We start from the raw sequence: 24,118 nt of genomic DNA, 5'->3' as shown, positions 1-24,118 counted from the left end.
CATCGCTGTCTCCGGGAGGTAGAGTAACCGGATGGGGGACACGATTCGCATCATCGGTATCGATCCGGGGCTCAGGCGCACCGGCTGGGGCATTGTCGAAAGCCTCGGCAATTCGCTGCGCTTCGTCGCGTCCGGCACGGTGCGTTCCGAAGACAAGGCGGCGCTGGCGACGCGGCTGTGCCAGCTGCATGACGGGTTGGCTGAAATCCTGCATACGGCCATGCCGCATGAGGCGGCCGTCGAACAGACCTTCGTCAACAAGGATGCGGTGGCGACGCTGAAGCTTGGCCAGGCGCGCGGCATCGCCATGCTGGTGCCGGCACGCGCCGGCCTGGTCGTTGCCGAATATGCACCCAATGCCGTCAAGAAGGCGGTGATCGGCGTCGGCCATGGCGACAAGAAGCAGATCCACATGATGGTGAAGGTGCTGCTGCCGAAAGCGACCTTCGACACCGAACATGCCGCCGACGCGCTCGCCATAGCCATTTGCCACGCGCATCACCGGCAAAGCGTCGCCTATCGGATGGCACTTGCCGGTTGACGATGTTCTTGACTTGTTCCCTTGTCTGTCGTAGGTAATACTTTGAGGTATTACCATGCGCGTCACCACCAAAGGCCAAGTCACGATCCCCAAACAGATAAGGGATCACCTGGGTATCCGCCCGGGCTCCGAGGTGGAATTCGTGGCCACCGATGAGGGTGCTCGGCTTGTGGCCGTCAACGAGAATCTCCCCGAGGAGGAGAAATTGCGCAGGTTCAGTAATGTCCTTGACCGGATGGAGGGGACGTTGGATCTGGGTGGCATGACGACCGACGAGTATATGGAGTGGCTGAGGGGGCCGCGTGAAGATCTCGACGTTGATTGACACAAATGTCCTGATCGACGTTTGGGGGCCGGCCGGACCGCTGACAAAATGGTCGGCGTCTGCAATCGCCTCATGCCGCCGCGACGGCGACTTGGTGGTCAATACGATCATCTGGTCTGAACTGGCGCCGCTGATCGCCTCGGAGGCAGCGCTTCGAAAAGCGGTCGACATGCTCGAGATCGATCGCGAGTTTCTGCCCTGGGATGCGGCCTTCCTTGCAGGTGTGACGCATTCCCGTTATCGCCGTGCTGGTGGAATCCGCGAACGAACCTTGCCGGACTTCTTTATTGGCGCTCATGCGACCGTTGCCGGACATCGTCTTTTGACGCGCGACGCCGCGCGTTATCGCAGTTATTTCCCGGACCTTGACATCATTTCTCCTGAAACGCACCCATGAGGGCCTATCTTCCATGAAAGATTTGGCATGATCGGCAAGCTCAAGGGTATGCTCGACGAGATCGAGGAGGACCACTGCCTCGTCGACGTGCATGGCGTCGGCTATGTCGCCTACTGCTCGGCGCGGACGCTTGCCGCGCTGCCTTCGCCCGGCGAAGCGGTGGTGCTGTTCGTCGAGACCTATGTGCGCGAGGATATGATCCGGCTCTACGGCTTCCAGTCGGTGCTGGAGCGTGAATGGTTCCGGCTGTTGATGAGCAATGTGCAGGGCGTCGGCGCCAAGGTGGCGCTGGCAATCCTGTCGACGCTGGCGCCGGCCGACCTTGCCAACGCGATCGCGCTGCGCGACATCGCTATGGTCTCCCGCGCGCCCGGCGTCGGCAAGAAAGTGGCCGAGCGCATCGTTACCGAATTGAAGAACAAGGCGCCGGCCTATGCGGGTTCAGCGGCGGGCACGATCGGTCTCAAGCAGGAGCTCGGCGAAGGCGTCGCAGCCGCGCCGATCACAGACGCGGTCTCGGCCCTAGTCAATCTCGGCTATTCCCGCGACACCGCCGCCAATGCGGTGGCGGCGGCACTGAAGACGGCGGGCGAGGAGGCGGACGCGTCGAAGCTGATTCGCTTCGGGCTCAAGGAACTGGCGCGATGAGCGCACGCTTGTTCGGTTCCCGGCCATATGCAAGGAAGGCGGCATGAGCCTTTCCCCCCGTCTGATCGCTCCGGAAAAACGCGGCGAGGATGCCGACCAGAGTTTGCGGCCGCAGACGCTTGACGATTTCGTCGGCCAGGCGGCGGTGCGGGCCAACCTCAAAGTGTTCATCGAGGCCGCCAAGGGGCGCAAGGAGGCGCTCGATCATGTGCTGTTCGTCGGGCCGCCAGGTCTAGGCAAGACGACGCTGGCGCAGATCATGGCGCGCGAGCTCGGCGTCAACTTCCGCTCAACCTCCGGACCGGTCATCGCCAAAGCCGGCGATCTCGCCGCACTCTTGACCAATCTCGAAGAAGGCGACGTCCTGTTCATCGACGAGATCCACAGGCTGAATCCTGCGGTGGAAGAGATCCTCTATCCGGCGATGGAGGATTTCCAGCTCGACCTGATCATCGGCGAGGGGCCGGCGGCGCGCTCGGTCAAGATCGATCTTGCCCGTTTCACCCTGGTCGCCGCCACCACGCGGCTCGGCCTGCTCACCAATCCGCTGCGCGACCGCTTCGGCATCCCGGTGCGGCTCAACTTCTACACGGTCGAGGAACTGGAGCAGATCGTGCGGCGCGGCGCACGCATCCTGCAAATGCCGCTCGGCGATGACGGCGCGCTGGAGATCGCGCGGCGCGCGCGAGGCACGCCGCGCATCGCCGGCCGGCTGTTGCGGCGCGTGCGCGATTTCGCTTCGGTCGCCGGCGATGGTCATGTGAACCGCTTGATCGCCGACGAGGCCTTGACCCGGCTGGAGGTCGACGCGCTCGGCCTCGATGCGCTCGACCGCCGGTATCTTTCGATGATCGCGCGCAATTTCGGCGGCGGGCCGGTCGGCATCGAGACGATCGCCGCCGGCCTGTCCGAGCCGCGCGATGCCATCGAGGACATCATCGAGCCCTATCTCATCCAGCAGGGTTTCATCCAGCGCACGCCGCGCGGCCGTGTGCTGACGGCCAATGCCTGGCGCCATCTCGGTCTCGACGCGCCGAAGGACCTGGCGCAACAGCAGATCAATTTGTTCCAGGAAGAATAGCGGCCCCGGCGGCGGCGTTCGGGCCGGCGATCAAGCGTCCGCAACCGCTTTGCGGCGTGCGACCGGAGATCTTGCTGATCGGTGCCGGCGCCGTGGAGCAACGGCGCTCAGTGAAGCGACCGGATCACGTCCAGCACATCGGGTTCGGCCTTTTCGCCGTTGAAAGCATCGACGATGCCGAAAGCGCCGCCGTAACTCCACACCGACCAGGAGAAGCCATGCGCCTCGGCGCGCGCGATCATGTCCCGGACATAGGCGGCACGATAGCCGGCCGGCATCACATAGGGATTGCCGTATTCCTGGCGGATCATGCCGAACTCGCCCAGCGTGACGTTTTCCGGCCTGATGCGGTTGGCCTTCGCCCAGGCATCGACGGCCTTGAATGGGGCGTCCATGAGACCAAGCAGCTTGGCGTCGGTGTCCATGCTGGCTACCTGCTCGTCGAGATAGACAAGCAGCCCGCCCTGCCGCGCCCAAGGTGCCTCGGTCTTGATCCTGGCGCGGATGGCGTCGAGCGTGACGTCGAGCTCAGCCGGCGGCACCGCGGTCAGCGGGTAGGGCAGGCCGGTCACATAGGGAATGAAATCGCCGGCCCAGATCGCGCCCTGATGGGTAAGCAGGAACGGATCGTAGGAATGGAAGGTCCAGATGACGTTGTCGTCCGGGATCGCCATCGGATCGATTTTTTCCAGCGACGACGCCGCGGAATAGCAGGCCCCGGTCAGCACAAGCGTCAATCTCGTCGCCGAAGAACGCGCCGCGGCGAACAACCTCTGCTGGCGTTGCGGCCACAGGCTGGTGCCGTCGGCGTCGCAGTCGACGATCGGTTCGTTCATCGGTTCGAAGGCCACTTGCCCCGGATCTTCCCCGGCGAGCGTGTGCGCCATCTTGCGCACCACCTCGACATAGGCATCGAATGTCACCGGGTTGTTCATCACCTCGGCCATGCCGATCTTGCGCCCACTGCCGGCGGGGATCAGATGCATGTCGACGACAACCTTCAGGCCGGCGCGGTTGATCATGCGGACAGAGTCCAGCACGCTGGCATAGAGATCCTCGCGCAAGGCCATCGTATTTTCGGAAAGGAAGGGCGAAGGATCGACCGGCATGCGCAGGAAATCGAAGCCTGCATGCTTCAAAGCCTCGAGATCGTCGTCCTTGAGAAATTTGCGCCATTCCGGGTAGGGCAGGATGGCCTTGGCGTTGCCCCATTGGTCTTCGCCCGGCCAGGTCACCCACTGGTCGAGATTGAGCCCGCGCTTCATGGAGAAGGTCGCGGCCTGGCTCGGCCCGGCCAGAGCCATCACGACGAACAGAGCCATCACCACGAACAGCGCCGTCACCAAGGTCTTGATCATCGCCGTCAACAGTGCCATCCGATGCCATGTCACGCGCGGCACAGGTGCCTTGCCGCGACTGAAAAAGGAAGCGCAATGGACGATCATGGTGAATCCGCGACCTTGCTGGCGGGGATTTCCGGTGCGCTGACGGCGTTCGGCCATCGGCTGATGGCGCGGGTCTACTATGCCGACACCGATTTCTCCGGCGTCGTCTACCACGCCCGCTATCTCGAATTCCTCGAGCGCGGCCGCTCCGACTATCTGAGGCTGAGCGGCGTCCACCACACCGAACTTGCCGATGGCAAGCATGGCGAAAGAATAGTCTGGGTGGTGCGTCGCATGGAGATCGACTTCCGCATCCCGGCCCGCATGGACGACATCCTGACGATCGACACCCGGACCGAGGAAATCTCCGGCGCGCGCATCTTCATGGCCCAGCAGCTCAAGCGCGGCGACGAGGTGCTGGTCGAGGCCAGGGTGGAGGCGGCGATCATAGGCGAGAATGGCCGGCCACGCCGCTTCCCCAGGGAGTGGATAGCAGCGTTCATACCCAAGGCGGGCTAAAAGGCCGACGTCGTTGGTATCGCCGGCGCCGGCTTGAAGCGCGGCAATGCGCCGCGTCTGGTGGACTAACCCATCCTTAACCATAACGGTTCATGAAGAGATTGGTGAAGATTGGCGCTATCCAGCGCCTTCCTTTCACCAACATTTGCCCCGAAAAGGCCGCGAAAGGCACGTTTTGGGGTTGTTCCGGTAGCTTCGCGCGAACCGACCACAAGGGATGCCAGGGGCCAGCCGCCAGCTTCGCTCGGAAATCTTAAGGACGTTACGATGGAAAATATCGCACTCGCCGAACCGGGCGCGCAATTGTCGATTTGGGCGCTGTTCATGCAGGCCAGCTGGGTGGTCAAGCTGGTCATGATCGGGCTGCTCTGCGCCTCGGTCTGGACCTGGGCGATTATCGTCGACAAGCTCGTATCCTATGCCCGCATGCGGCTGGCGCTGAACCGGTTCGAGCAGGTGTTCTGGTCGGGGCAGTCGCTGGAGGAGCTTTACCGCACGTTGGCCGACCGCAAGACATCGGGCATGGGCGCCATCTTCGTTGCTGCCATGCGCGAGTGGAAGAAGAGTTTCGAAAAAGGCGCCAAGACGCCGCTCGGCTTGCAAACCCGCATCGATAAGGCGATGGACCTGGCGCTGACCCGCGAGATGGAGAAGCTCGAAGGCCGCCTCGGCTTCCTCGCAACCACGGGCTCGGCGGCCCCGTTCATCGGCCTGTTCGGCACCGTCATTGGCATCATGACGTCGTTCCAGGCGATCGCCGGCTCCAAGAACACCAGCCTGTCGGTGGTCGCGCCCGGCATCGCCGAGGCGCTGCTGGCGACCGCCATCGGCCTGCTCGCCGCCATTCCGGCCGTCATCGCCTACAACAAGCTGTCATCGGATGCGAGCAAGATCGCGGTGCGCATGGAAGGGTTCTCCGACGAGTTCTCCGCCATACTCTCGCGCCAAATCGATGAAAAAGTAGCGCCGAAGGCCTGAGGAGTAAGCCGATGGGAATGTCCGTAGGCATGGCTGGACGCGGCGGACGCGGCCATAGGCGGCGCGGCCGCCATCATGGCCTCATCGCCGAAATCAACGTCACGCCGATGGTCGACGTGATGCTGGTGCTGTTGATCATCTTCATGGTCGCGGCGCCGCTTTTGACGGTCGGCGTGCCGATCGATCTGCCGGATACGCAGGCCAAGGCGATGAATGCCGACACGCAGCCGATCACCGTTTCGATCAATGCCGCCGGCCAGATCTATCTCCAGGAGACCGAAATCCCGATCGAGGAACTGGTGGCGAAGCTGCAGGCGATCTCGAAGACCGGCTATGACGAGCGCATCTTCATCCGCGGCGACAAGTCCACCGACTATGGCACGGCGATGAAGGTGATGGCCCGCATTTCGGCCGCCGGCTACAAGAATATCGGCCTGGTTTCACTGCAGGAACAGGATCAATAGACCCACTATGAGGACCGGCCTCACCACATCGGTGATCATGCATGCGGCGCTGATTGGCTTCGGCCTGTTCACGCTGTCGGCACCGGCCGCGCTTCCGTCGGCCGACGTCGAGTCGGTCGCTGTCGACATCGTGCCGATCGAAGCCACTGCCCAGGTGCTGCAGGGCGACAAGAAATCGGTGGTGCATGAAAAGCCGGCGCCCTTGCCCACGCAGCGTCCCGATGTGGTGCCGGACGCGCAGAAGGTCGGCGAGAACAGCGTCGATACCGACAAGCCGATAACGCCCGAGGCCAAGCCGAAGCCGGTCGACATGACGTCGGCTCCGCCGCCGGCGCCAACGCCGATCGAAAAGCCGAAGACCGAGGACGTGCCGAAGCCGCAGGAAAAGCCCAAGCCGACGCCGGCCACGGAAGTGGCTCCCGCGCCGCAGCCCAAGGAAGAGGTCAAGCCCGAGCCGGTCAAGCAGACCGAGCCGAAGCCGGCGCCGGCCAAGGAGCCGACGCCCGCACCGCCACAGGACAAGACCGCGGCCATCGAGCCGACGCCCGAGGTGAAGCCGGACGCGGTCGCCCAGGCGATCGCCAAGGACCAGCCTGACGATGCCCAACTGCCGGACTCCGCGCCCGCGCCTCAGGCGCGGCCGAAGCCGCAGCCGGCACAGGCCGAAAGCGCCAAGGCGCCGGAGCGCAAGGACGCCGACAAACCGGTCAAGGAGGCTTCATCCAAGCCGAAATCGGAGGACAAGCAGTTCAATTCCGACGAGATCTCGGCCCTGCTGGACAAGCAGAAGCCCTCCGGCGGCGGCGCCAAGCGTTCGACACAGCAGGCTTCGCTCGGCGGCGAGAAGGACCAGGGCCAGAAGCTGTCGAGATCAGAACTGGGCGCCCTGTCGGATCAGCTTGGCGGTTGCTGGACATTGCCGGCGGGGCTGGAGGGCTCGGAGAATTTCGTCGCCGTGGTCATGTTCAACCTCGACCCCTCGGGCAAGCTGGATGGCCGGCCCACCGTCGAGAAATCGAGCGGGAATCGCCAATTCGATGAAAGCGCCGTGCGTGCGGTTCAGAAATGCAACATGGCCGGCCTTCAGGTTCCGGCGGGCAAACAGGACATCTGGGCCCAGGTCCGTGTCACTTTCGATCCGAGGGAAATGCTTGGCCTTTGAGGCCTGCCCTCCGCAGAATCAGTGAAGAGAAGCGAGAAGACATGAAATTCATCCTCAAGCCGCTCCTGATGGTCGCGACAATGGCGCTGGGCTCGATGGCCGGCGCCGTCATGCCTGCGTGGGCGCTCGTCGAGATCAACGTCAACAAGGGCAATGTCGAGCCGCTGCCGATCGCCATCACCGATTTCCAGTCGGGCGATGGGCTTGGCGCGCAGATTTCCGGCATCGTCACCGCCGACCTGAAGCGCTCGGGCCTGTTCGCACCGATCGACAAAAGCGCCTTCATCGAGAAGATCGCCAATCCTGACGCAGCGCCTCGCTTCGACGACTGGAAGGTGATCAATGCCCAGGCTCTGGTCACCGGCAGCGTCAGCAAGGAGGCCGACGGGCGCATCCGCGCGCAGTATCGGCTGTGGGACACGTTCGCTGGACAGCAGATGTCGGGCGAACAATTCTTCGCCAACGACGCCAATCAACGACGCGTCGCTCACATCATCGCCGACGCCATCTACGAGCGGCTGACCGGCGAGAAGGGCTATTTCGACACGCGCGTCGTTTTCATCGACGAGTCCGGCGCCAAGAATGCGCGCAAGAAGCGCCTCGCCATCATGGACCAGGACGGCGCCAATGTGCGCTATCTCTCGGACGGCAGGGCGATCGTCTTGACGCCGCGCTTCTCGCCGAACCGGCAGGAAATCACCTACATGTCCTATGAGAGCGGCCAGCCGCGGGTGTATCTCCTGCAGATCGAGACCGGCCAGCGCGAACTGGTCGGCAATTTTCCGGGCATGACGTTTGCGCCGCGCTTTTCGCCGGATGGCCAGAAGGTGATCATGAGCCTGCTGCGCGACGACGGCAATTCCAACATCTTCGCCATGGACCTCAGGAGCCGCTCGACGACCCGGCTCACCAACTCGACCGCCATCGACACTTCGCCTTCCTATTCGCCCGACGGCAGCAAGGTGGTGTTCACCTCCGACCGCGGCGGCCGCGCGCAGATCTATGTGATGGGCGCCGACGGTTCGGGCCAGACCCGCATCTCCTTCGGCGACGGGGTCTATTCGACGCCGGTGTGGTCGCCGCGCGGCGATCTCATCGCCTTCACCAAGCAGACCGGCGGCGAATTCCAGATCGGCGTTATGAAGACCGACGGTTCGGGCGAGCGCATCCTGTCATCCGGCTTCCAGCAGGAAGGACCGACCTGGGCGCCGAACGGCCGCGTGCTGATGTTCTTCCGCGATTCCGCCGGCGGCCCGAAACTGGTTTCTGTCGATCTCACCGGCCGCAACGAGCAGTCGATCCCGACCGCGAACTTTGCCTCCGATCCGGCCTGGTCGCCGCTGCTGGAGTGAGAGGAATTGGAGAAATGAAGAAATGAAGAATTGAGGGATGGAGAGAGAAGCGGGCTACATCAAGCGCGCGAAGGATTTGGATGTCTATAGGCACGCTTATGGGGTTTCCCTCGACGTCCACAAGGCCACGCTTGTTTTTCCGAAAAACAATACGCGTTGGCTGACCAAATGCGGCGATCCAGCAAGGCGATCTGTGCCAATCTGGCTGAAGGATTTGCCAAACAGACCCATTCCAGGCCCGATTTGCGCGTTTCATTTCGATGGCCATGGGATCATGCAGCGAAGTAGAGACGTGGATTTCGTATGCGTTCGACCTTGGCTACATCACCCACGCGCAGCGCGATGAATGGCTGCAATCCTATGTCCATATCTATGGAATGCTGGTGAATCTCAGGAAGAAGTTGAAATGACCCTTTTCCTCATTTCTTCAATTCCTCAATTCTCCATTTCCACCTCTTTGTCGCGTTTTGGCCGCATTTCCGCCTAGGGTCCGCGCCAACTGTGGCCCGGATCAAAGGGCTGCGGACGGGCGGCCTAAACCAAATTTTAACCGTGTTTCTTGAATGCCGGTTAACCCAAACGTGGTTACTGGGTGATCAACGAAATCACTCGAATGCGAAGGAGAGGCGGCATGAGCCGTATCGCAGCACTTACCAGAAATCCCGTCATGATCGCGCTGGTGGCGATGCTCGCCATTGCCGGTTGCGCTTCGAAGAAGACGCCCAACAGCGCCGCCGATCTCGGCCTCAACGGCGCCGGTGCCGCAACGCCCGGATCGGCGCAGGACTTCACCGTCAATATCGGCGACCGCATCTTCTTCGACACGGACTCCTCCTCGATCCGCGCCGACGCCCAGACGACCCTGTCGCGCCAGGCGCAGTGGCTGAACCAGTACAAGCAGTATGCGATTGTCGTTGAAGGCCATGCCGACGAACGCGGCACGCGCGAATACAATTTGGCGCTCGGTGCCCGCCGCGCCGCCGCCACGCGCGACTTCCTGGTCTCCAAGGGCGTCTCCGCCAACCGCCTGAAGACCATTTCCTACGGCAAGGAACGGCCGGTCGCGGTTTGCGACGACATCTCCTGCTGGTCGCAGAACCGCCGCGCGGTCACCACGCTCAGCGGCGCCGGCTCCTGACATTTTTCGCGCGTCGAGCGACGCGCGAAAAACACGACGGCAAAAATGCAACACAGGCTTGCGAAAGGCGGCTGAAAGGCCGCCTTTTTCATGTTTGGTCCCTTCAAACAAAATTTGGCCGAAGTCTCGCGTCCTGCTATGAGCCGAGGGCGCTTGGCTGGTCCCATACCGATTGGAAGGCGCGAACAAGCTAACGACACGGCGAGAGGCATATGCATTTGAGATCAGTTCTGAGCGGCACGCTTGCGCTGCTGCTCCTTTCAGGCGTCACCGCGATGGCGGGTGGCTTAGGGACTGATGGCACGGGACAGCCAGCCGACAGCGGCTTCTCGTTCCATCTGCCCAGCATCGAGTTGCCTGGCGTTTTCGGCGAAAAGAAGAAGTCGGACCAGGTTCAGTTCGCGCAGCAGTCGACTGGCACAGGCGCCACCGGGCTCGAGGACCAACTGCGCCAGATGAACGGCAAGATCGAGGAACTGAACTTCCAGATCCTGCAAATGCAGGAGCAGATCCGCAAACAGCAGGAAGACAACGAGTTCCGCTTCCAGCAGCTCGAAGGCGGTACGCAGGGTGCGCAGCAGCCGGCCGGGCAGAAGAAGTCACAGGCCGCGCCCGCCGACAGCGATGACAGCGTGGCCGAGGCGCCGGCCACGCAACCGCCCGCGGAGGCCGACAATCGGGCAGCGGCCGGCCAGTCGGCTGGCGGCGGCCAGAGCGTCGAGGACGTCATCGTCGAATCCTCTGACGGTGATCCGGGCAAGGTGATCCCCGGAAGGGGAGCGCCCGAAAAGACCTTCGGCAGCATCACCGTCGACAAGAACGGCAATGTGGTCGATGCCGGCGGCAGCACGCAGGCGACCGCACCGGCGCAGGATGTCGCTCCAGCCACCGGCGCTCCGGCCAAGAGCGGCAAGTCCGACGGCACGGTGGTTGCGGCGCTGCCTTCCACGAACGATCCCGAGGAGCTCTACCGCAACTCCTACCAGTTCATCCTTTCGGGCGACTACGGCACCGCCGAACAGGGTTTTCGTGACCACATCGCGCGTTTTCCCCGTGACGCGAAAACGGCGGATGCGCACTATTGGCTGGGCGAATCGCTGCTTGGCCAGCAGAAATACCGCGATGCCGCGGAGGTCTTCCTCGCCGCCAGCAAGGACTATCCCAAGGCCAAGAAGGCCCCCGACATGCTGCTGAAGCTCGGCGTGTCGCTGGTCGGCCTGAAGCAGCACGACGTGGCCTGCGCCACCTTCAGCGAGGTCGGCAAGCGCTACCCCGACATTTCCAACACGCTCAAGGAGCGCGTGAAGCAGGAAAAGGCCCTGGCGGCGTGCTAGCCCTTCTCCTGCCTGCCGTTGCCTTGCCCTCGGAGCCGTGTTCGGGCGACATGCATTGATGCTCGACACCGAGCCTGATCTTTCGAAAGACCTTTTTTCGCACATCGACTTTACCAGCGGCGCCGTTGCGGCCGTATCCGGCGGCAGCGACTCGACCGCCCTACTTCTCCTTCTCAAACGACATCTCGACCGAACCGCGCCGTCCGCGAAGCTGCTGGCGGTGACGATCGACCACGGTTTGCGGCAGGGCGCGGCGGCCGAAGCGGAAGCGGTGGCCAGGCTTTGCGCCGCGCACGCCATCGCGCACCGCATCGTCGCCTGGTCCGGACGCAAGCCATCGACCGGGCTGCCGGCCGCCGCGCGGGAGGCGCGTTACCGGCTGCTGGCCGAGACGGCGCGGGCGGAAGGCCTCGGCCTGATCGTGACCGGTCATACAGCGGACGACCAGGCCGAGACGGTGCTGATGCGGCTAGTCCGAGGCAAGGGCGCCCGCGAGGAAGGGCGCGGCCTTGCCGGCATGGCGCCGGTCACCTTGCACGACTGGCACGAATGGATCGTGCGGCCGCTCCTTGGCATTCGGCGCGCGGCTTTGCGCAACTTCCTGCGGCGCGAGCATGTCGGCTGGGCCGAGGATCCGACCAATGCCGACGCGGCCTTCGAGCGACCGCGCATGCGCGCGGCACTGGCCGGCGCTGACGGTGCGCAGCGCATCGATGACGCATTGACGCTGGCGGCGCGCGAGAGCGAGGCGCGCAGCCGGCTTGGCATCCGCGCCGCGGATTTAATCGCGCGCTTCGCCAGCCAGCCGGCGCCGGGTCTTGTCCGCCTCGATCCGACCCTGCTTTCGGCCGGCGACGATCCGGCGGCCGTCTATGCGCTGCGCATCCTCCTCGCCACAAGCGGGGGCGTTGCGTTTCTGCCGGACCAGGCGCGATGCGAGGCGCTGTTCGGTAGGCTGAAGGCTGGATTTCTTTGCGCCACATTGTCGCGGACGGTGGTCGATTCCAGGCGCGCCGGCATCTTTCTGCGCCGCGAGACGCGAGGCTTGCCGCCTGTGGTCGCGGCCACCGGCGGGCTGCTCTGGGACGGCCGCCGGAACATCACGTTGGACGACGGCGGCAGTGCATTGTTGATCGCGCCGTTCGGGGCAGCGGCGGCGAAGCGTCTGGCAATCGCGGAAGGCGAGACGCCGCGCAGCCTCGTGCGCGCCGCGCTGGCCTGCGAGCCGGCATCGCGGCAAGCCGTTGAAAACCCTGGCCTGCCTCAGGGTGGGCAGGCGTCGCCGGGGTTCACGGCACAGGCCGTCGTCGCCCCCTTTGTCCGTTTCCTGCCGTCCTTCGACCTGGCGCCGGCGCGGGTCGTCGCCGAATTGATCGGCGCACCGTTGCCTCCCGCCCTGCCTTTCAAGCGGCCATAGCGCCGGTCGGTCATGGGCGAAAGCTTAACCCACACGTGCTGTTCTGCTTGGCAAGGGGGGGCGCTCTCCCTATGTTAGGCTCAAGTTTCCTCTCACGACGCGTGTCCGCCCGCGGACACCAACGGGACAATTGATGAATCCGAACTATCGCAACCTCGCGCTCTGGGCGATCATAGCGGTCCTGCTCATCGCCCTCTTCAATCTGTTCCAGACGCCGCAGACGCGTGGGGCTTCGAGCGATGTACCTTATTCGCAGTTCCTGCAGGATGTCGCGGCGGGCCGGGTCAAGACGGTGACCATCGCCGGCGCCCGCATCTCCGGCACCTACACCGACAATTCGAGCGGCTTCCAGACCTATTCGCCCGGCGATCCGTCGCTGGTCTCGCGGCTTCAGGACAAGAACGTCACCATCAATGCGCGGCCGGAGACCGACGGTTCAAACTCGCTGTTCGGGTACCTGATCTCGTGGCTGCCGATGATCCTGATCCTCGGCGTATGGATATTCTTCATGCGCCAGATGCAGTCCGGCTCCGGTCGTGCCATGGGCTTCGGCAAGTCGAAGGCCAAGCTTCTGACCGAGGCGCATGGCCGCGTCACCTTCCAGGACGTCGCCGGCGTCGACGAGGCCAAGGAAGACCTGGAGGAGATCGTCGAGTTCCTGCGCGATCCGCAGAAATTCCAGCGGCTCGGCGGCAAGATCCCGCGCGGCGTGCTCTTGGTCGGCCCTCCGGGAACCGGCAAGACGCTGCTCGCCCGCTCGGTCGCCGGCGAGGCAAACGTGCCGTTCTTCACCATTTCGGGTTCGGACTTCGTCGAGATGTTCGTCGGCGTCGGCGCCAGCCGCGTGCGCGACATGTTCGACCAGGCCAAGAAGAACGCGCCCTGCATCATCTTCATCGACGAAATCGACGCGGTCGGCCGTCACCGCGGCGCGGGTCTCGGCGGCGGTAATGATGAGCGCGAGCAGACGCTGAATCAACTGCTGGTCGAGATGGACGGCTTCGAGTCCAACGAAAGCATCATCCTGATCGCCGCCACCAACCGGCCCGACGTGCTCGACCCGGCGCTGCTGAGGCCCGGCCGTTTCGACCGCCAGGTGGTGGTGCCGAACCCCGACATCGTCGGACGCGAGAAGATCCTGAAAGTGCATGTGCGCAACGTGCCGCTGGCGCCCAATGTCGACCTCAAGGTCGTCTCCCGCGGCACGCCGGGCTTCTCCGGCGCCGATCTGATGAACCTCGTCAACGAGGCCGCCCTGATGGCGGCGCGGCGTAACAAGCGCCTCGTGACCATGGCCGAGTTCGAGGACGCCAAGGACAAGATCATGATGGGCGCCGAGCGCCGCTCCTCGGCCATGACCCAGGCCGAGAAGGAGTTGACCGCCTATCACGAGGCCGGTCACGCCATACTGGCGCTCAATGTGCCGTCGGCCGATCCGCTGCACAAGGCGACAATCATTCCGCGCGGCCGCGCGCTCGGCATGGTCATGCAGTTGCCGGAAGGCGACCGCTATTCGATGAGCTACAAGTACATGATCTCACGGCTTGCCATCATGATGGGCGGCCGCGTCGCCGAGGAGTTCAAGTTCGGCAAGGAGAACATCACGTCGGGCGCTTCCTCCGATATCGAGCAGGCGACCAAGCTGGCGCGCGCCATGGTCACGCGCTGGGGCTTTTCCGACAAGCTCGGCCATGTAGCTTATGGCGACAACCAGGAGGAAGTGTTCCTCGGCCATTCGGTGGCGCGCACGCAGAACATCTCGGAAGAAACCGCGCAGATCATCGACGCCGAGGTGCGCCGCCTGATCGACGAGGCCTATTCGACCGCGAGGTCGGTGCTGACCAAGAAGAAGAAGGAATGGATCGCGCTGGCGCAGGGCCTGCTCGAATACGAGACGCTGTCGGGCGACGAGATCAAGCAGCTGATCGCCGGCGAGAAGCCCGCGCGCGATCTCGGCGACGACACGCCGCCGAGCCGTGGTTCGGCCGTGCCGAAGTCGGGCCGCCGCAAAAAGGGTCCCGAGCCCGAGGGCGGCATGGAACCGCAGCCGTCGAGCTGAACTCGGCCAAGAACAAATTGAGAAACGCCGCGGTTCGACCGCGGCGTTTTTGTTTTGGGGCAGGCTGCTGAGTTTCTCCGTGGCCTGCGCCTGCAAGGTTTGTTAGGCGATTGGCGGAAGCCGGCGTGGCAGCAGCCAATCTTCCCACTTTGTGGAAGATGCCGGGCAGCTCAGCGGGGGCAGCGTCCGCCGACAAATCGAGTTAGGCCTTCCGGGCTGCGGGGAAGGATCTCTCTTGCCGTTCGACGATTCCTCGAGCCACCCTCGCCCAGCTTTTCGTGAATGCGAGGCAACCTGGCCGGGAGCAGGCAACGATCCTTCGTGCCCCCCCTTCTGGCCTGCCGGCCATCTCCCCCACGAGGGGAGTTTGCAGCGTCGCCGGCAACGCGCTTCTCGTCAGCGGGGATTCCTGCTGAAGCTGCGGGCAAAAAAGCCCGCGAACCCTGCGGCTCGCGGGCCTTACTTTCCTCAAATAGTGCTGTCGCTCAGCTCTTCAGCTTGGCATTGCACAGGCTGTAGAAGCCGCCGCCCTTCTGGATCCACTTCAAGCCGCCAAGCGTGTTGGCGTCCTTGTTGGCATAGTACTGCTGGAGGCAGGTATGCATGCGGGCCTTGGCCGGGGTTTCGGTGGCGAATTTCGGCGAGATTGCGGTCGGGAAACTCACGCCCTTCGGCGCAGCGACAGTCGGCTTTGCCGGCTCCTTGGTGTAGGTCGCCTCTGTTGGAGCCGGGACGGTGTCATCGTCCGAGGCGCTGGCGCCGCATTCGGCCTTCCGGAAGTCGTTCCACTTCATGCCGTTGAGCGTATTGGCGGTCTTGGCAGCCTGGTACTTGCTGCTGCAGTCGGCCATGCTCAGGCCCTTGCCCGAGCTGTCGGTCGCCGCAGCCGTGGTCGCCGCCTTGGTGGTCGCCGGTTTGGTGGCGGCGGCAGCGGATGCGCCGGCGGCAGCGGACGCGCCGGTGGCGCATTCGCTCTTGCGGAAGTCGTTCCACTTCATGCCGTTGAGCGTGCCGGCGGCCTTGGCCGCCTGGTACTTGGTGCTGCATTCCTTTGCGGTCAGGCCTTTGGCTCCGTCGTCGGCGGCGGCCGCAGCCTTGGTCGCCTTGGCCGGCTTCGTATCGGCCGCCTTGGTGTCCGCTGCCTTGGCGTCGGGCTTGGCTGTCGCGGCGGCATCAGTGCCGCACTGCGCCTTGCGGAACTGGTTCCAGGTCTGGCCGGCAAGTGTCCCCGCGTCCTTGGCCGCGTTATACTTCGTGCTGCACTCGGCCATCGTCAGCGCGTTGGCTGGCGCGGCCAGGAATAACGTCGCGACCGCAAGGCCGGTCAAAGTGGCAAGTCGGTGGATGAGCATAGCGTTTCTCCGTTGCAGCAGCCCATTATACGTCCCAGCAAATCAATAACGCTCAACGGTCGGTTGCGCCAGATGCTAAGTGGCGTATACATCGCCGAAACCCGGCTTCTGCCGGCAAGGTGATGAAATCGTTGCCTGTTGCCGGCTGGAAGACAAGAATTTGTGGGTAAATCCATGTCGAATGGTCCACAGGCATGGTATATTGTGGCGAGGCAGCGCCATCACGCTAGGTTGCGCCAGTCTGTGTGCAATGCACAACAAGGGTTTTCTAAAGGATTGGTAACAGATAATCACGAAATGTGATCGTAGTGCGCCGGCCAAGTATGGCATGACGTACCGGGCAAGAACCACCGGGGACACTGACTAGCATGGCAGGAAATTATTTCGGCACGGACGGTATTCGCGGGCGCGCCAACAAGTTTCCAATGACGGCGGAAATCGCGATGAGGGTCGGCATGGCGGCCGGCCTGTCCTTCCAGCGCGGCAGCCATCGTCACCGTGTGGTGCTCGGCAAGGACACCAGACTTTCCGGCTACATGATCGAGAACGCCATGGTGGCGGGCCTCTGCGCCGCCGGCATGGACGTGTTCCTGCTCGGCCCCATCCCGACGCCGGCGGTCGCCATGTTGGTGCGTTCGCTGCGCGCCGATATCGGCGTCATGATCTCGGCCTCGCACAATCCTTATTACGACAATGGCATCAAGCTATTCGGTCCCGACGGCTACAAGCTCTCCGACGAGATCGAAGAGCGCATCGAGAGCATGCTGGACAAGGATATCGAACTGGCACTCGCCGATTCCGACGGACTTGGTCGCGCCAAGCGCGTCGATGGCGTGCATGACCGCTACATCGAGTTTGCAAAGCGCACCTTGCCGCGTTCGATGTCGCTTTCAGGTTTGAGGATCGTCGTCGATTGCGCCAATGGCGCCGCCTACAAGGTTGCCCCCGAGGCGCTTTGGGAGCTGGGCGCCGAAGTGGTGGCCATCAATGTCGAGCCCAACGGCTTCAACATCAACAAGGAATGCGGCTCGACCCATCCGGCAGGCCTGCAGAAGAAAGTGCACGAGGTGCGCGCCGACATCGGCATCGCGCTCGACGGCGATGCCGACCGTGTCGTCATCGTTGACGAGAACGGCGCGATCGTCGACGGCGACCAGATCATGGCAATGATCGCCGAGTCCTGGCACCAGAGCGGGCGGCTTGCCGGCGGTGGCGTCGTTTCGACGGTCATGTCCAATCTCGGCCTCGAACGCTTCCTCGGCGACATGAAGCTGCAATTGCACCGCACCAAGGTCGGCGACCGCTATGTCGTCGAGCATATGCGCGCGCACGGGCTCAATGTCGGCGGCGAGCAGTCGGGCCACATCGTGCTGTCGGACTTCTCGACCACGGGCGACGGCCTGGTTTCGGCGCTGCAGGTGCTGGCCTGCATCAAGCGGCAGGGCCGGCCGGTCAGCGAATTGTCGAAGAAGTTCGAGCCGGTGCCGCAACTCCTCAAGAACGTCCGCATCGCCGGCGGCAAGCCGCTCGAGGAAGCTCCGGTCAAGGCTGCGATCGAGGACGCCCGTCAACGCCTCGGCAAGGCGGGGCGGCTCGTCATCCGGCCGTCCGGCACCGAGCCGCTGATCCGTGTCATGGCCGAGGGCGACGACCCGCAGCTGGTCGAGGCCGTCGTCAACGACATCGTCGAGGTCATCTCGGAAACACGCAGCGCCGCCTGATCTCAGGTGCATTCGGAGGGCCGACGCCGCTCTGATTGCTTAGAAGCCCGCCCGTCCGGCGGGCTTTTGTTTGCCTGCGAAACTGGCTCGAGACACGTGGAACCATCCGAATTCCTCAAATGCTCGAGATTCGTGGTTAATAGACAGGGTTAAATGCCTTTTAACCTTTGCAATTCATTATCCACGCCTGAAAGCCAATCTCATTCGGACGCGACCGCTGTTCCGAGGGTTTCTAGGGGTGACAAGCATGTTCAATACAGCAAGAAAGGCCCTGTTCGCCGCGCTGTTCGCGGGCCTGGCATGGCCGGTGTTCGCGGCCGACCTTCCGGAGCCGGTGGTCGAAGAGGCGCCGCCGCCGGTATACGAGCAGCCAGTCGATGTCGGCGGCTGGTACATTCGCGGCGATCTCGACTACCACAAGTCGAAAGTGCGCGGCATCGATTACACGACCTACACCATCGATCCCTGTAATTGTAACGTCATTCCCGGCGACAGGAGCTTCGATTTCGGCAAGCTCAAGGGCGGCTTCTCGCTCGGCGCCGGCGTCGGCTACAAGATCAACGATCATTTTCGTACGGATTTGACCGCCGATTACTGGTTCAAGTCGAACTTCGACGGCGGAACCTCGGACGCTTTCTCGACGTCGACCGAAGTGTCGAAAATGAGCGCCTTGCTGCTGCTGGCCAACGCCTATGTCGATCTCGGCACCTATCACGGCATCACGCCCTATGTCGGCGCCGGCATCGGCGGCGCGCATGTCAGATGGGACGATGTCAGGGACCCGAACACCACCGAGTTCAACCCCGGTGCGAAAAGCTGGCGCTTTGCCTACGCGCTCATGGCCGGCGCTTCCTACTGCCTGACCGACAAGCTGATCCTGGACGCGGGCTATCGCTACAGCCACATCCAGGGCGGCCGCATGTTCGAGTGGGATATCAGCAGCGCCGGGCCGGGCTTCGACCGCGGCATCGACACGCATGAGGTGCGCGGCGGCCTGCGGTACCAGTTCGGCGGCAACAACGGTTGCGCCGCGCCGACGGTGGCCTATCAGCCCGAACCCGAGCCGATCTACACCAAGTAACATCCGACCATCCAACGGTCCGAAACCGCCCGGCATCAGCCGGGCGGTTTTCGCTTGTCTGGCTGCCCGAAAATCATTCGCTAACGCTCTGTTAGCCTTAACCCCGACTTAACCACTATGGTTAACAATGCTTCCTGAAACGATGGCTGCCGTCTGGTGGTGCCGAAATCGGGAGCAGGGGATCATGAAAATCACATCGCGTATGGCGCCGGTGCTTGCCACATTCGCCATCATGCCGCTGACGCCTGCGCTGGCCGCCGACTATGATCCCCCGGTCTATGTCGACCAGGCGCCCGACTACGTGCCGGTCGAGGTCGGCTCGGGCTGGTATCTGCGCGGCGATGTCTCCTACCTGGTAGAGAAGAGCTTCAAGAATGAGGATTTCGCCTTCACGCCGGCGAGCTTCGACAACGAGGAAGACCCGGTCTTCGCCAGCATCGGCTTCGGCTACCACTTCAACGATTATCTGCGTGCCGATCTCAATCTGGGTTACCTGCCCGGCAACAAGATCGGCATTGGCTATGACGATTCAGCGACCGCGGCAGAGGCGACCCTGGCGTCGGCGTCCCTGAAGAACTATGCCTTTTCAGGCATGCTCAACGGCTATGTCGACCTTGGAACCTATGTCGGCATAACACCCTATCTCGGCGCCGGCATCGGCATCGTCAGGAGCACGCACAAGCTCTCGGCGAGCTATTTCACCGACAATGGCGATCCAACCGACGACTTCGGACTGAGTGACGACAAGACCAAGTATTCCTTCGCTTACACGCTGAATGCCGGCCTTGCCTATCAGGTGTCGAAGAATGTTTCCGTCGATCTCGGCTATCAGTATTTCTCGGCGCCCGACGCCGAATATGTGACGGCCGAGAGCCTGACCTCGTTTCCGGTCCACAAGGGAATCAGCAATCATCAGGTTAAGCTCGGGCTACGCTACGATCTCTGGTAGTAGGCTGGCATACATGAACCCTGGCGGCGGATCTCTTCGGTCCGCCGTTTGCGTTTGAAGCTCACGAGATCCTGATCGCGGGTCGCCAGTATCCTGCCCGCGACAAAAACTTTCCCCTTGACGCCCGAAGCCCGAGCGCATATCGCCGTCCGTGGGCCACCCCTCCCCAACGAGGGGCCACTATCTGGAAGGATAGACCACGATGACGACGCATACGAAGCCCGGATTCCGTCCGGCAAACCCCAATTTTTCCTCAGGTCCCTGCGCGAAACGTCCCGGCTGGTCGGTCGAGGCGCTGAAAGCTGCCGCGCTCGGCCGTTCCCATCGCGCCAAGATCGGCAAGACCAAGCTCGAACAGGCGATCGCGCTGACGCGCGAAATTCTCCAGGTTCCTGCCGACTACCGCATCGGCATCGTGCCGGCGTCCGACACAGGCGCCGTCGAGATGGCGCTTTGGTCGCTGCTGGGCGAGCGCGGCGTCGACATGGTCGCCTGGGAGAGTTTCGGCTCCGGCTGGATCACCGACGTGGTCAAGCAGTTGAAGCTTGCCGATGTGCGCAAGCTCGAGGCCGGTTACGGCGAACTGCCGGATCTCGGCAAGATCGATTTCGACCGCGACGTGGTCTTCACCTGGAACGGCACGACCTCGGGCGTGCGCGTGCCGAACGGCGATTTCATCCCGGCCGATCGCAAGGGTCTGACCATCTGCGACGCGACATCGGCCGCCTTCGCGCAGAAGCTCGACTTCGAGAAACTCGATGTCGTGACCTTCTCCTGGCAGAAGGTGCTGGGCGGCGAAGGCGCGCATGGCATGCTGATCCTGTCGCCCCGCGCCGTCGAGCGGCTGGAGAGCTATAAGCCTGCATGGCCGCTGCCGAAGATCTTCCGCCTGACCTCGGGCGGCAAATTGATCGAAGGCATCTTCAAGGGCGAAACCATCAACACGCCGTCGATGCTGTGCGTCGAGGACTATCTCGACGCGCTCAGCTGGGCGAAATCGATCGGCGGCCTCGATGCGCTGGTCGCCAGGGCCGACGCCAACGCGGCCGTGCTCGACCGTTTCGTCGCGAAATCCTCCTGGCTTGGCCATCTCGCCGTAGAGCCGGCGACGCGGTCGAACACGTCCGTCTGCCTGTCCTTCACCGACGGACAAGTCGCTGCACTCGACGCCGACGCACAGGCGGCCTTCGCCAAGGGTCTGGTTTCAGCGCTCGACAAGGAAGGTGTCGCCTATGACATCGGTTCCTATCGCGACGCGCCGCCTGGCCTGCGCATCTGGTGCGGCGCAACGGTCGAGACCTCCGATCTCGAAGCTCTGCTGCCCTGGCTCGACTGGGCCTTCGCCGGCCAGAAGGCGTCGCTGAAAGCGGCGGCCTGAAACTCAACAGTTATTTTCTGGAACAGCCCTCATCCGGCCGCTTCGCGGCCACCTTCTCCCACAAGGGGAGAAAGATCGGCGCCCGACCTTCTCCCCCGTGGAGAAGGTGCCTGAGCGAAGCGAAGGCGGGTGGGGTAGCAACAAGGACCAATCCCATGCCTCGCGTTCTCGTCTCGGATAAACTTTCCACCACCGCTGTTCAGATCTTTAGGGATCGCGGCGTCGAGGTCGACTATCTTCCAGATCTCGGCAAGGACAAGGAGAAGCTGCTTGAAGTGATTGACCAGTATGACGGCCTCGCCATCCGCTCGGCGACCAAGGTTACCGAGAAGCTGATCAATGCCGCCACCAGGCTCAAGGTCGTCGGCCGGGCCGGTATCGGCGTCGACAATGTCGACATACCGGCGGCCAGCCGCAAGGGCATTATCGTGATGAACACGCCGTTCGGCAATTCGATCACGACAGCCGAGCATGCGGTAGCGATGATCTTCGCGCTCGCCCGCCAGATCCCGGAAGCCAACGCCTCGACGCATGCAGGCAAATGGGAAAAGAACCGCTTCATGGGCGTCGAGATCACCGGCAAGACGCTCGGCGTCATCGGCTGCGGCAATATCGGCTCGATCGTCGCCACGCGCGGCGTCGGCCTGAAGATGCATGTCGTCGCCTTCGATCCGTTCCTGTCGGACAAACGCGCCGAGGAACTCGGCGTCGACAAGGTTGAACTGGACGAGCTCTTCGCCCGCGCGGACTTCATCACGCTGCACACGCCGTTGACCGACAAGACGCGCAACATCATCGATGCCGCCGCGATCGCCAAAATGAAGGACGGCGTGCGCATCATCAACTGCGCCCGTGGCGGGCTGGTCGTCGAAGCCGACCTGGTGGCGGCGCTGAAGAGCGGCAAGGTGGCCGGCGCCGGCATCGACGTGTTCGAGGCCGAGCCGGCCGAACAGAACGCATTGTTCGGCATGGAGAATGTGGTGGCCACCCCCCATCTCGGTGCCTCGACGGCGGAAGCACAGGAGAACGTCGCGCTGCAGGTCGCCGAACAGATGGCCGACTATCTGATCAAGGGCGCCGTCTCCAACGCCATCAACATGCCGTCGATCACCGCGGAGGAAGCGCCGCGGCTCAAGCCCTTCGTCAAGCTCGCCGAAGTGCTTGGCGCCTTTGTCGGCCAGGTCACAGAGGACCCGATCAAGGAGGTGGAAATCCTGTTCGACGGCTCGACCGCGACGATGAATACGCGCGCGCTGATCAGCGCGGCCCTTGCCGGGCTGATCAGGCCGCAGGTAGCCGACGTCAACATGGTGTCGGCGCCAATCATGGTGAAGGAGCGCGGCATCATCGTCGCCGAGGTCAAGCGCGACAAATCGGGCGTGTTCGACGGCTATATCAAGCTGACGGTCAAGACCGAGCATATGACGCGCTCGATCGCCGGCACCTGTTTTTCCGACGGCAAGCCGCGCTTCATACAGATCAAGGGCATCAATCTCGATGCCGAGGTCGGCCAGCACATGCTCTATACGACCAATGCCGACGCGCCGGGCATTATCGGCCTGCTCGGCACGGTGTGCGGCGAGAACGGCGTCAACATCGCCAACTTCCAGCTCGGCCGCAACCGGCCAGGGGGCGATGCCATCGCGCTGCTCTATCTCGACGCACCGTTCCCGGAAAAAGTGCTGGAGCAGGTGCGGGCGCACAAATCGATCGATTCGGCCAAGCGGCTACAGTTCGACGTCGGCAGCGTGTAGGGCTTGTCTGCTGGGGCAATGCCGCCCCGGCAGTCTCGTCCGACGACGTGGCGGCGGTGCGCAAGGAATTGCAGTAGTCCTGCGAATTGCCGGGCGAGCCGACGCTCTCCTCAAGGCTGACGATCGGGGCGCGAAGCGAGTTTACTGGCGCCTCGGCATGGCTGCCTTGCGGCCGCTATATTCGGCAAGCGCGATGCCGCCCAGCACGAGGACGAGCGCCAACGCCTGGTAGAGCTGGAATGTCTCGCCGACGATCAGCACCGAAAGCAGGGTGCCGAAGATCGGCACCAGGTTGATGAACAGGCCGGCCCGGTTGGCGCCGATCAGCTCATTGCCCCTGATGTAGAATATCTGCGAGACGACCGAGGCGCCGATCGCGGTATAGACGATCACCGCCCAGCCGCGCGCGTCGGGAACGATGACCTTGCCGGCCGCGATTTCCCATAGGAAGAACGGCAGCGAGGTGACGAGCGCGGCGAGCGACATAGCCAGCATCAGGCTCTGCCATTGCATGGCAGGCTTGAGCCGCAACCCGACCGAATAGCCGCTGTAGAGGATGACCGCGACCAGCATGATGCCGTCGCCGAAATTGAGCTCCAATGTCAACAGCCGGCGCGGATCGCCGTGGCAGGCGGTCAGGATGACGCCGAAGATCGTCAGTACCACGCCGCCGATCTGCGCCCAGTTCACGCGCAGGCGGAAGAAGATGAAATTGGCTACGATGATCAGGATAGGCATCGCCGCCTGCTCGATCGAAACGTTGATCGCGGTCGTGTAATTGAGCGCCGTATAGAAGATCGTGTTGAACAAGGTGAAGCCGCTGGCGCCAAGCGCGGCGAGCACGAACCAGTGCCTGCGCACCACGGGCCAATCTCTTTTCAGCGCATTCCAGCCGATCGGCAGCAGGATCGCCACCGCCAACACCCAGCGCAGGAAGACCAGCGTCATCGGTGAGACGTGATCGACCGCCAGCTTGCCGGCCACCGAGTTGCCGCCCCACAGCAAGGTGGTGAGCAGCAGGAACATGTAGGCGCTTCGGTGCATGGCGGGTCGCAGCGGGAAGAGGTGAATGGGGCGTGCCCG

24 protein-coding genes are annotated in these 24,118 nt (G+C 63.3%); 21 read left to right on the top strand and 3 right to left on the bottom strand.

The features are described from left to right. The first annotated feature begins 31 nt into the window (after nt 1-31). From ruvC to ruvB, 5 genes are read left to right on the top strand one after another with little or no spacing between them, the layout of a single operon-like run. Nucleotides 32-541: a crossover junction endodeoxyribonuclease RuvC gene (ruvC, locus tag LB545_RS01000; RefSeq protein WP_140525048.1), complete on the top strand. Its 510-nt coding sequence runs from the start codon at nt 32-34 to the stop codon at nt 539-541. A 55-nt stretch (nt 542-596) separates the two neighbouring features. After that, nucleotides 597-866 (top strand): AbrB/MazE/SpoVT family DNA-binding domain-containing protein, encoded by a 270-nt coding sequence (locus LB545_RS00995; RefSeq protein ID WP_140493211.1) that lies wholly within the window; start codon nt 597-599, stop codon nt 864-866. Next, nucleotides 844-1,263, top strand: a complete 420-nt coding sequence (locus LB545_RS00990; protein WP_140493214.1) for a type II toxin-antitoxin system VapC family toxin — start codon at nt 844-846, stop codon at nt 1,261-1,263. Before LB545_RS00995 ends, LB545_RS00990 begins: the two co-directional genes overlap by 23 nt. A 27-nt stretch (nt 1,264-1,290) precedes the next feature. Continuing rightward, on the top strand, nt 1,291-1,911 hold the full coding sequence (gene ruvA / locus LB545_RS00985; protein WP_140525049.1) for a Holliday junction branch migration protein RuvA: 621 nt from the start codon (nt 1,291-1,293) through the stop codon (nt 1,909-1,911). A gap of 43 nt (nt 1,912-1,954) precedes the next feature. Continuing rightward, on the top strand, nt 1,955-2,992 hold the full coding sequence (gene ruvB, locus LB545_RS00980) for a Holliday junction branch migration DNA helicase RuvB (protein ID WP_140493220.1): 1,038 nt from the start codon (nt 1,955-1,957) through the stop codon (nt 2,990-2,992). 107 nt (nt 2,993-3,099) lie between these two features. On the opposite strand, the gene LB545_RS00975 is transcribed toward ruvB, so the two are convergent. Further along, nucleotides 3,100-4,368, bottom strand: a complete 1,269-nt coding sequence (locus tag LB545_RS00975) for a glycoside hydrolase family 5 protein (RefSeq protein WP_224704217.1) — start codon at nt 4,366-4,368, stop codon at nt 3,100-3,102. 57 nt (nt 4,369-4,425) lie between these two features. On the opposite strand from LB545_RS00975, the gene ybgC reads away from it, so the two are divergent. The 11 genes from ybgC (at nt 4,426) to ftsH (ending at nt 14,800) form a co-directional block, all read left to right on the top strand. Then, nucleotides 4,426-4,896 (top strand): tol-pal system-associated acyl-CoA thioesterase, encoded by a 471-nt coding sequence (gene ybgC, locus LB545_RS00970; protein ID WP_140493226.1) that lies wholly within the window; start codon nt 4,426-4,428, stop codon nt 4,894-4,896. 267 nt (nt 4,897-5,163) lie between these two features. Then, nucleotides 5,164-5,874 (top strand): protein TolQ, encoded by a 711-nt coding sequence (gene tolQ / locus LB545_RS00965; protein WP_140493236.1) that lies wholly within the window; start codon nt 5,164-5,166, stop codon nt 5,872-5,874. A gap of 11 nt (nt 5,875-5,885) precedes the next feature. Further along, a complete protein-coding gene (tolR, locus tag LB545_RS00960) occupies nt 5,886-6,338 on the top strand; it encodes a protein TolR (RefSeq protein WP_140493239.1) in 453 nt (150 codons plus the stop codon). A 7-nt stretch (nt 6,339-6,345) separates the two neighbouring features. Beyond that, the gene (locus LB545_RS00955) at nt 6,346-7,500 is read left to right on the top strand and encodes an energy transducer TonB (protein ID WP_140493242.1); all 1,155 of its coding nucleotides are present in this window, start codon (nt 6,346-6,348) and stop codon (nt 7,498-7,500) included. Nucleotides 7,501-7,541: 41 nt separating this feature from the next. After that, nucleotides 7,542-8,852, top strand: a complete 1,311-nt coding sequence (gene tolB / locus LB545_RS00950) for a Tol-Pal system beta propeller repeat protein TolB (RefSeq protein ID WP_140493245.1) — start codon at nt 7,542-7,544, stop codon at nt 8,850-8,852. A 168-nt stretch (nt 8,853-9,020) separates the two neighbouring features. Beyond that, complete coding sequence (locus LB545_RS30745) at nt 9,021-9,140, top strand: hypothetical protein (RefSeq protein ID WP_246672549.1); 120 nt, start codon at nt 9,021-9,023, stop codon at nt 9,138-9,140. Beyond that, entirely contained in the window at nt 9,113-9,262 is a 150-nt protein-coding gene (locus LB545_RS30740; RefSeq protein WP_318012522.1) for a four helix bundle protein, read from the top strand. The genes LB545_RS30745 and LB545_RS30740 overlap by 28 nt, the downstream gene beginning before the upstream one ends. Before the next feature lie 221 nt (nt 9,263-9,483). Further along, nucleotides 9,484-9,990: a peptidoglycan-associated lipoprotein Pal gene (pal, locus tag LB545_RS00940; RefSeq protein WP_140493251.1), complete on the top strand. Its 507-nt coding sequence runs from the start codon at nt 9,484-9,486 to the stop codon at nt 9,988-9,990. A 212-nt stretch (nt 9,991-10,202) separates the two neighbouring features. Continuing rightward, nucleotides 10,203-11,324 (top strand): tol-pal system protein YbgF, encoded by a 1,122-nt coding sequence (ybgF, locus tag LB545_RS00935; protein ID WP_140525051.1) that lies wholly within the window; start codon nt 10,203-10,205, stop codon nt 11,322-11,324. A gap of 58 nt (nt 11,325-11,382) precedes the next feature. Further along, nucleotides 11,383-12,741, top strand: a complete 1,359-nt coding sequence (gene tilS, locus LB545_RS00930) for a tRNA lysidine(34) synthetase TilS (protein ID WP_140560821.1) — start codon at nt 11,383-11,385, stop codon at nt 12,739-12,741. A gap of 133 nt (nt 12,742-12,874) precedes the next feature. Further along, nucleotides 12,875-14,800: an ATP-dependent zinc metalloprotease FtsH gene (gene ftsH / locus LB545_RS00925; RefSeq protein WP_140493260.1), complete on the top strand. Its 1,926-nt coding sequence runs from the start codon at nt 12,875-12,877 to the stop codon at nt 14,798-14,800. Between the two features lie 485 nt (nt 14,801-15,285). Here ftsH and LB545_RS00920 read toward each other — a convergent pair whose 3' ends face one another. Then, entirely contained in the window at nt 15,286-16,152 is an 867-nt protein-coding gene (locus tag LB545_RS00920; protein WP_140493263.1) for a hypothetical protein, read from the bottom strand. Nucleotides 16,153-16,520: 368 nt separating this feature from the next. Between LB545_RS00920 and glmM the strand changes: the two genes are divergently transcribed. The 5 genes from glmM (at nt 16,521) to serA (ending at nt 23,035) form a co-directional block, all read left to right on the top strand. After that, nucleotides 16,521-17,873: a phosphoglucosamine mutase gene (gene glmM, locus LB545_RS00915; RefSeq protein ID WP_140493266.1), complete on the top strand. Its 1,353-nt coding sequence runs from the start codon at nt 16,521-16,523 to the stop codon at nt 17,871-17,873. 247 nt (nt 17,874-18,120) lie between these two features. Beyond that, nucleotides 18,121-18,954 (top strand): outer membrane protein, encoded by an 834-nt coding sequence (locus LB545_RS00910; RefSeq protein WP_140493269.1) that lies wholly within the window; start codon nt 18,121-18,123, stop codon nt 18,952-18,954. 184 nt (nt 18,955-19,138) lie between these two features. Further along, nucleotides 19,139-19,903, top strand: a complete 765-nt coding sequence (locus tag LB545_RS00905; RefSeq protein ID WP_140560796.1) for an outer membrane protein — start codon at nt 19,139-19,141, stop codon at nt 19,901-19,903. Between the two features lie 202 nt (nt 19,904-20,105). After that, on the top strand, nt 20,106-21,281 hold the full coding sequence (locus tag LB545_RS00900; protein WP_140525054.1) for a phosphoserine transaminase: 1,176 nt from the start codon (nt 20,106-20,108) through the stop codon (nt 21,279-21,281). Between the two features lie 155 nt (nt 21,282-21,436). After that, the gene (serA, locus tag LB545_RS00895; RefSeq protein ID WP_140554925.1) at nt 21,437-23,035 is read left to right on the top strand and encodes a phosphoglycerate dehydrogenase; all 1,599 of its coding nucleotides are present in this window, start codon (nt 21,437-21,439) and stop codon (nt 23,033-23,035) included. A gap of 141 nt (nt 23,036-23,176) precedes the next feature. Here serA and LB545_RS00890 read toward each other — a convergent pair whose 3' ends face one another. Beyond that, entirely contained in the window at nt 23,177-24,079 is a 903-nt protein-coding gene (locus tag LB545_RS00890) for a DMT family transporter (RefSeq protein WP_140662879.1), read from the bottom strand. Between the last annotated feature and the right edge of the window lie 39 nt (nt 24,080-24,118).

It is taken from the genome of Mesorhizobium sp. BR1-1-6 (genome assembly GCF_020165355.1).
Taxonomy (GTDB): domain Bacteria; phylum Pseudomonadota; class Alphaproteobacteria; order Rhizobiales; family Rhizobiaceae; genus Mesorhizobium.
Note: the sequence above shows the minus strand (reverse complement) of the source record. Positions and strands in the feature narration are given on the sequence as shown.